Source organism: Allobrachymonas sp., assembly GCF_041912815.1.
GTDB lineage: Bacteria > Pseudomonadota > Gammaproteobacteria > Burkholderiales > Burkholderiaceae_C > Brachymonas.
This window is the reverse complement of the sequence record NZ_JAYRLV010000010.1, coordinates 78,339-85,129: the sequence shown is the minus strand read 5'-3', so window position 1 is coordinate 85,129 and position 6,791 is coordinate 78,339. Positions and strand designations below refer to the sequence as shown.

8 protein-coding genes and 3 tRNA genes are annotated in these 6,791 nt (G+C 65.4%); all 11 read right to left on the bottom strand.

Features of this window, described 5'->3' with window-relative positions:
* Positions 1-155 (bottom strand): GTP-binding protein (locus tag ACE3P9_RS09015; protein ID WP_229656702.1); only part of this gene is annotated, 155 nt, incomplete at its 3' end.
* 83 nt (positions 156-238) lie between these two features.
* A tRNA-Thr gene (locus tag ACE3P9_RS09010) sits at positions 239-313 on the bottom strand.
* Between the two features lie 32 nt (positions 314-345).
* A tRNA-Gly gene (locus ACE3P9_RS09005) sits at positions 346-419 on the bottom strand.
* 59 nt (positions 420-478) lie between these two features.
* Positions 479-564 (bottom strand) — tRNA-Tyr (locus tag ACE3P9_RS09000).
* A 94-nt stretch (positions 565-658) separates the two neighbouring features.
* Positions 659-1,486 (bottom strand): indole-3-glycerol phosphate synthase TrpC, encoded by an 828-nt coding sequence (trpC, locus tag ACE3P9_RS08995; protein ID WP_374493485.1) that lies wholly within the window; start codon positions 1,484-1,486, stop codon positions 659-661.
* An 8-nt stretch (positions 1,487-1,494) separates the two neighbouring features.
* Positions 1,495-1,632, bottom strand: coding sequence for a hypothetical protein (locus ACE3P9_RS08990; RefSeq protein ID WP_374493484.1), 138 nt, complete (start codon positions 1,630-1,632; stop codon positions 1,495-1,497).
* Positions 1,633-1,634: 2 nt separating this feature from the next.
* Positions 1,635-2,678, bottom strand: a complete 1,044-nt coding sequence (trpD, locus tag ACE3P9_RS08985; RefSeq protein WP_374493483.1) for an anthranilate phosphoribosyltransferase — start codon at positions 2,676-2,678, stop codon at positions 1,635-1,637.
* 21 nt (positions 2,679-2,699) lie between these two features.
* Positions 2,700-3,362, bottom strand: coding sequence for a LysE family translocator (locus ACE3P9_RS08980; protein ID WP_374493481.1), 663 nt, complete (start codon positions 3,360-3,362; stop codon positions 2,700-2,702).
* A 1-nt stretch (position 3,363) separates the two neighbouring features.
* A complete protein-coding gene (locus ACE3P9_RS08975) occupies positions 3,364-3,975 on the bottom strand; it encodes an aminodeoxychorismate/anthranilate synthase component II (RefSeq protein WP_374493479.1) in 612 nt (203 codons plus the stop codon).
* Positions 3,972-5,474 carry an anthranilate synthase component I gene (trpE, locus tag ACE3P9_RS08970; protein ID WP_374493477.1) on the bottom strand — a complete coding sequence of 501 codons (1,503 nt, stop codon included), beginning with the start codon at positions 5,472-5,474 and terminating at the stop codon, positions 3,972-3,974. The genes ACE3P9_RS08975 and trpE overlap by 4 nt, the downstream gene beginning before the upstream one ends.
* 236 nt (positions 5,475-5,710) lie before the next feature.
* Positions 5,711-6,721 carry a 2-dehydropantoate 2-reductase gene (locus ACE3P9_RS08965; protein WP_374493476.1) on the bottom strand — a complete coding sequence of 337 codons (1,011 nt, stop codon included), beginning with the start codon at positions 6,719-6,721 and terminating at the stop codon, positions 5,711-5,713.
* Positions 6,722-6,791: the final 70 nt, after the last annotated feature.

The following is a 6,791-nucleotide window of genomic DNA, read 5'->3' as shown; positions in this document are numbered from 1 at the left end:
GCGTCGATTTCGTCGTACTTCTTGGCTTCACCGCCGAACTTGGCAGACAGCACGGTGGCAATGGCTGCGGTCAGGGTGGTTTTACCGTGGTCCACGTGACCGATGGTGCCGACGTTCACGTGCGGCTTGGTCCGTTCGAATTTTTCCTTGGCCATGCTTGACTCCGAAAAACGATGAGGGGTGAAAGACTACTAACCACGGCAGCCAAAACCACTCTCATGGTTCGAACGGCCATGAATGGTGCCCATGGCGGGAATCGGACCCGCGACCTCTCCCTTACCAAGGGAGTGCTCTACCACTGAGCCACATGGGCAAAATCTGTACAACCACCTGAACAACCCAAACTGGAGCGGGAGACGGGAATCGAACCCGCGTCATTAGCTTGGAAGGCTAAGGTTCTACCATTGAACTACTCCCGCACACGGCAGAGTTCGAAGAACCCGGACCGCGGCAGCGCCGCAGCTCTGCTCAGGTAAGCTGGTGGAGAGGGCTGGATTCGAACCAGCGTAGGTATAAACCGGCAGATTTACAGTCTGCTGCCATTAACCACTCGGCCACCTCTCCGTAGCAAGATTTGAATTATGCCATGTTTTTGCCGTTTTTCGAAGCTGCCCGAAAAATCCTGTGCATGCGAGCTTCCGGGCGAATGGATGTGGCGTCAGGCAAACAGCATGGCAAGCGCCCTGCCTGGCTCGGGGGCACGCATGAAGGCCTCGCCGACCAGGTAGGCGTCGACGCCGGCAGCGCGCATGGTGTGTACGTCCTCCTGCGTGAGGATGCCACTCTCGGTCACGAAAAGCTGGTCTTGCGGAATGTCCGGCAGCATGTCGAGGGTGTTGGCGATGCGCACCTCGAAGGTGCGCAGATTGCGGTTGTTGACACCCAGCAGGGTGTGGCTGCGCAGGCGGGTGTCGGCGATGACACGGAGCGCACGCTGGAGCTCCTCGCGGTCATGGACCTCGAACAGCGTGGCCATGTCGAGGGCATGGGCGATCTGTGCAAAGTCGTGCATGCGGGCATCGTCGAGACAGGCGGCGATGAGCAGGATGCAATCGGCCCCCATGCTGCGGGATTCGTAGATCTGGTAGGGGTCGATCATGAAATCCTTGCGCAGCACGGGCAGGTCACAGCTGGCGCGGGCCTGCTTGAGGTAGTCCGGCATGCCCTGAAAGAACTGACGATCGGTGAGGACCGACAGACAGGCAGCGGAAATGGTGCCGTCGCCTTCGGCGTAGCTTTGCGCGATGTCGGAGGGGAAGAAATCGGGGCAAATCACGCCCTTGGAGGGGCTGGCCTTCTTGATTTCGGCGATGACGGCGGACTGTCCTTGCGCCAGCCTGGCACGGATGGCTCCGGCGAAGTCGCGCGTCAGGACACGGCTTTCGGCGTCCGCGCGCATAGCCTGGAGCGGGATGCGCTTCTGGGCCGCAGCCACTTCCTGTTCCTTGACGGCGACGATTTTCTGCAGGATGTCGATGGTGGACATGGTGGGATTCATTCCTCTGTGTCGGGGGGCGGGGGTGACTTGAGCACCCGAACGATGACGCGATGCATGACGACGGCCATGACGAGGGTCACTGCCGTGACGCCGAAGGCGATCCAGGCACCGTCTCCGCTCATCCAGGCGGGCATGGTCAGGCCGCTCCGAGCTGCTGGCTGACGGCGACGAAACGGTCGAGCCGGGCCCGGGCAGCACCGCTGTCGAGGGCCTGCCGCGCCAGTGCAATGCCGGCGCCGATGTCCTCGGCCACGTTGGCGGCATACAGGGCCACACCGGCGTTGAGGATGACGGTGTCGCGAGCGGGACCGGGCTGGCCGTCGAGCACACCCAGGAGCATTTCACGCGATTCCTCGGGGGTGCGCACCCGCAGATGGCGCACACTGGCCATGCGCAGGCCGAAATCCTCGGGGTGAATCTGGTATTCGGAGATGACGCCGTGGTGCAGTTCACCGACCAGGGTGGAGGCACCGAGACTGACCTCGTCGAGACCGTCACGCCCATAGACGACGATGGCGTGATCGGCACCCAGCTCCTGCAGGACACGCACCTGGATGCCGACGAGATCCTCGTGGAAGACGCCCATGAGGATGTTGGGGGCACTGGCAGGATTGGTGAGTGGGCCGAGGATGTTGAAGATGGTCTTGACGCCCAGCTCCCGCCGCACGGCCGCGACGTTCTTCATGGCGGGGTGATGGTTGGGAGCGAACATGAAGCCGATGCCGCACTCCTCGACGCTGCGCGCAATGGCGGCGGGCGACAGGTTCAGGCTGCCGCCCAGGCTCTCGATGACGTCGGCACTGCCGCTCTTGCTGCTGACGCTGCGGCCGCCGTGCTTGCTGACCTTGGCTCCCGCTGCGGCCACCACGAACATGGCGCAGGTGCTGATGTTGAAGGTCTGGGCTCCGTCGCCCCCGGTGCCCACGATGTCGACCAGGTGGGTGGTGTCGGCGATGTGGACCTTGGTGGAGAACTCGCGCATGACCCGGGCTGCAGCGGAGATTTCGTCGATGGTTTCCTTCTTGACCCTCAGGCCGGTGATGAGGGCGGCGGTCATGACGGGGGACACTTCGCCCGCCATGATCTGGCGCATGAGGCTCAGCATCTCGTCATGGAAGATCTCGCGGTGTTCGATGACGCGCTGGAGCGCCTGCTGGGGAGTGATGTGTACGGGTTCCATGGGAAGCGTTCCGGGAAAGAGTCAATGGGTGGCGGGCGCATCGGCGAAGGCCACGCGCAGGCCAAAAAGAATGATGACGGCACCGGCCAGCCCCTCGAACCAGTGCATGGCGCGCCGCAGGGTGCGCGTGGCACCGAGCCGCGCGGTGAGTACGGCCCAGAGAGCACAGAAAATGGCGCTGTTGAAGGTGAAGAGCAGTCCGAGCAGCAGCAGGGCCAGGCCGGGATGGGCTGTCCCGGGCGTGACGAACTGCGGCAGGAAGGCAAGGAAAAACAGGGCGGTCTTGGGATTGAGTACGTCGGACAGGAATCCCTGCCGGTAGATGCGCGAGAGCGACACGCGATTTCCCGAAGACCATGCAGCGCCCTGCCCTGCCTCATCTTCGGGCAGGGGATGCCAGAGAGTGCGCAGCATGCCCACTCCGATGTAGACCAGATAGGCAGCGCCGAGCCCCTTGAGCACGGAGAACACGAGAGGGGATGCGGCCACCAGGGCACTGAGCCCGGCTGCAGCGAGCAGCACATGCACCAGGCAGCCGGTCAGGACGCCTGCGCTGGCGACCAGCCCGGCTCTGCGCCCGGCACGCATGCTGTGTCCCATGATGTAGAACACATCGGGGCCCGGTGTGAGATTGAGCAGCAGGCCGGCCAGCATGAACATGAGCAGGTGGCTGGTGTCGGGCATGTCAGGCCTCTGATGCGGGAGATGCCGGTGTCTGCAGGAAGTTGCGCAGCATGGCGTGGCCGTGTTCGGTCAGGATGCTCTCGGGGTGGAACTGCACGCCCTCGATGGGCAGGGTGCGGTGACGCACGCCCATGATCTCGCCATCGTCGGTCCAGGCGGTGACTTCGAGCTCGGGCGGCAGGGTGGCGCGCTCGATGGCCAGCGAGTGGTAGCGGTTGACGGTGAACTGCCGGGGCAGGTCGCGGAAGACGCCGGTCTGGGTGGTGGTGATGACGCTGGTCTTGCCGTGCATGAGCTCGCGCGCCCGCACGATGCGCCCCCCGAAGGCCGCACCGATGGCCTGATGGCCCAGGCAGACGCCGAGGATGGGCAGCTTGCCCGCAAAGTGGCGAATGGCCGCCACGGACACGCCGGCCTCGTTGGGCGAGCAGGGGCCGGGCGAGATGCAGAGATGGTCGAAGGCGCCCTGCCGGAACAGGTCGTCGAGTTGTTCGAGGCTGATTTCGTCGTTGCGATGCACTGCGACATGGGCCCCAAGCTCGCCGAAATACTGGACGATGTTGTAGGTGAAGCTGTCGTAGTTGTCGATCATCAGGAGCTTGGTGGCGCTCATTGCAGGCCCTCCTCTACCAGTTCGGCGGCGCGCAGGAGCGCGCGGGCCTTGTGTTCGGTTTCCTTCCATTCCATCTCGGGGATGCTGTCGGCCACGACGCCGGCCGCAGCCTGCACGTAGAGCATGCCGTCCTTGACCACCGCGGTGCGGATGGCGATGGCGAGATCCATGTCGCCGGCGTAGCTGAGATAGCCGCAGGCACCGCCGTAGATGCCGCGCTTGACGGGTTCGAGCTGGTCGATGAGCTCCATGGCATGCACCTTGGGCGCCCCGGTGAGGGTGCCGGCGGGGAAAGTGGCCTTGAATACGTCCATGCTGGTCATGCCGTCCTGCAGTGTGCCCTGCACGTTGCTGACGATGTGCATGACGTGGCTGTAGCGCTCGACCACGAAGGCCTCGGTGACCTGGACCGAACCGGTCTTGGCGATGCGACCGATGTCGTTGCGGGCAAGGTCGATGAGCATGACGTGCTCGGCACGCTCCTTGGGATCGTGGATGAGCTCCTGCTCGGCGGCACGGTCGGCCTCGGGCGTGGCTCCGCGCGGACGGGTGCCAGCCAGCGGACGGATGGTGATGGTCTGCTCGCCGGAGGTGTCCTGCTCGTGTCGCACGAGAATTTCGGGCGACGACCCGACCACCTGGAAATCTCCGAAGTGGTAGTAGTACATGTAGGGGCTCGGGTTGAGCGAGCGCAGGGCACGGTAGAGATTGAGCGGATGGGCGGCAAAGCGCTTTTCCATGCGCTGGCCTACCTGCACCTGCATGAAGTCGCCCGCAGCGATCAGGTCCTTGGCGCGCTGCACGGCGGCCAGATAGTCGGCCTTGGCAAAGTGGCGCTCGACCGGCTCGGACTGGAACCGCCCGGCAGCCGGCGGCAGGGCCGGCTGGGAGAGCCGCTCGCGCAGCTCGCGCAGGCGGTGCTGCGCCTGCGCGTAGGCTTCGGGCCGGGAGGGATCGGCATAGACGAGCAGGTAGAGCTTGCCGGAGAGGTTGTCGATGACGGCGACTTCCTCGCACTGCAGCAGCAGGATGTCGGGCGTACCGATTTCATCGGGCGGGCAGGTGGAGGCGAGCTTCTTCTCGATGTAGCGCACGGCGTCATAGCCGAAATAGCCGGCCAGCCCCCCGCAGAAGCGGGGCATGCCGGGGGTGACGGCGACCTTGAAGCGGGACTGGTAGCGTGCGATGAAGTCGAGCGGATTGCCGTGGTCGACCTCGACGACCCGGCCGTCGGTGACGACCTCGGTGCGGGCCTCGTTGCCGAACCCCGTGGCTCGCAGGAAAGTGTGCGCCGGCAGGCCGATGAAGCTGTAGCGTCCGAAGCGCTCGCCGCCGACGACGGATTCGAGCAGAAAGCTGCGCGCGCCGCCGTATTCGACATAGGCCAGCTTGAGGTAGAGGGACAGGGGGGTTTCGAGATCGGCGAAGGCTTCCTGCATCAGGGGGATGCGGTTATAGCCCTGGGCCGCCAGGCTGTTGAATTCGAGTTCGGTCATCATGGAAATCACCTCAGACGCCCTGCCGGACAGATGCGGGGCAAGGCGTGATTGTCATCCAGAAGCGCGGGCCGCCGACAGGCACTGGCCGCACGCCAAGATACCGGCTCCGCTTCAGGCGGGGAGCCGGGAGAGGGCTGCCAAGGATCGCCAGGGCCAGGCTCCCCGGTCGCTGCAACCTGTGAGGATGATGCGGTGAACGAACATATGCGGGTCAGTGTAGCAAAAAACGGGGAATGTCAGGTGAGGTGCTCGGGGGCGACGTGGGGCTCTGGGTACAGGCCGTGCACACGTCCGAACAGGCGGGTGAGCCCCAGCAGCGCATCGATGGCCGGAGTGGGCTCGCCAAGGCGCTGGCCCAGCTCGCGCACGGCTCCGACGATGCTGTCGAGTTCGAGCATGCGGCCGGCTTCGGCGTCCTGGAGCATGGAGGTCTTGAAGGCGCCCAGCCGGGCGGTGAGGGCATGGCGCTCCTCGGGCGGCTGGTCGATGGGACAGTCGATGCGCTGCCCGATGCGGGCGGCCTCTTCCATGGCGACGGAGCAGAAATGGCGCACCAGCGGGTCGGCGAGGATGCGGTCGACGGTGGCACCGGTCAGGGCCGAGACGGGGTTCATGGTGAGGTTGCCCCAGAGCTTGTACCAGATGTCGCGGCGGACATGGTTGGACAGGGTGACGTCCATGCCGGCAGCCTGCAGCAGACCGGCCACATGCGTCAGGCGCACGGAGGAGCCCCCACCCGGCTCGCCGAGGATGATGCCATGCCCCATGCGATGCCACGCGAGACCGGGCTCCAGCACCGCCACCCCCATGTGGAGCACGGCCCCCACCACCTGGCGCAGCGGAATGGCACGGGAGATGACACCCCCGGGATCGACGCTGTCGAGGGGGCTGTCGGGCAGGCCGGGAACGCCTTGTGCGAACCACCATGGCACTCCGTTCATGGCGGGCAGGATCACGGTGGAAGCATGCAGCAGCGGCGCCATCTGGCGGGCGATGTGTGCGAGCGCGGGGCCCTTGACGGCCAGGATGACCAGATCCTGTGGGCCGAGGGTGGCGGGATCGTCACTGGCGATGGCGGGGGCCTGGAGGGTGTCACCACCGAGTCGAAGCCGCCAGCCGTGATGGCGCAGGGCGTCGAGCGTGGCACCGCGGGCCACGGCCGAGACGGTGGCGCGGCCAGTGAGGGCCAGCCGGGTGCCGAGGTAGCCGCCAATGGCGCCCGCACCGATGATGCAGATTCGGGTCATGGAAGATTACTGGAAGAAGGATGACGCTGCCGCGCCCCGCACCCGCCAGACTGCCGGGGGTACGGGGCAT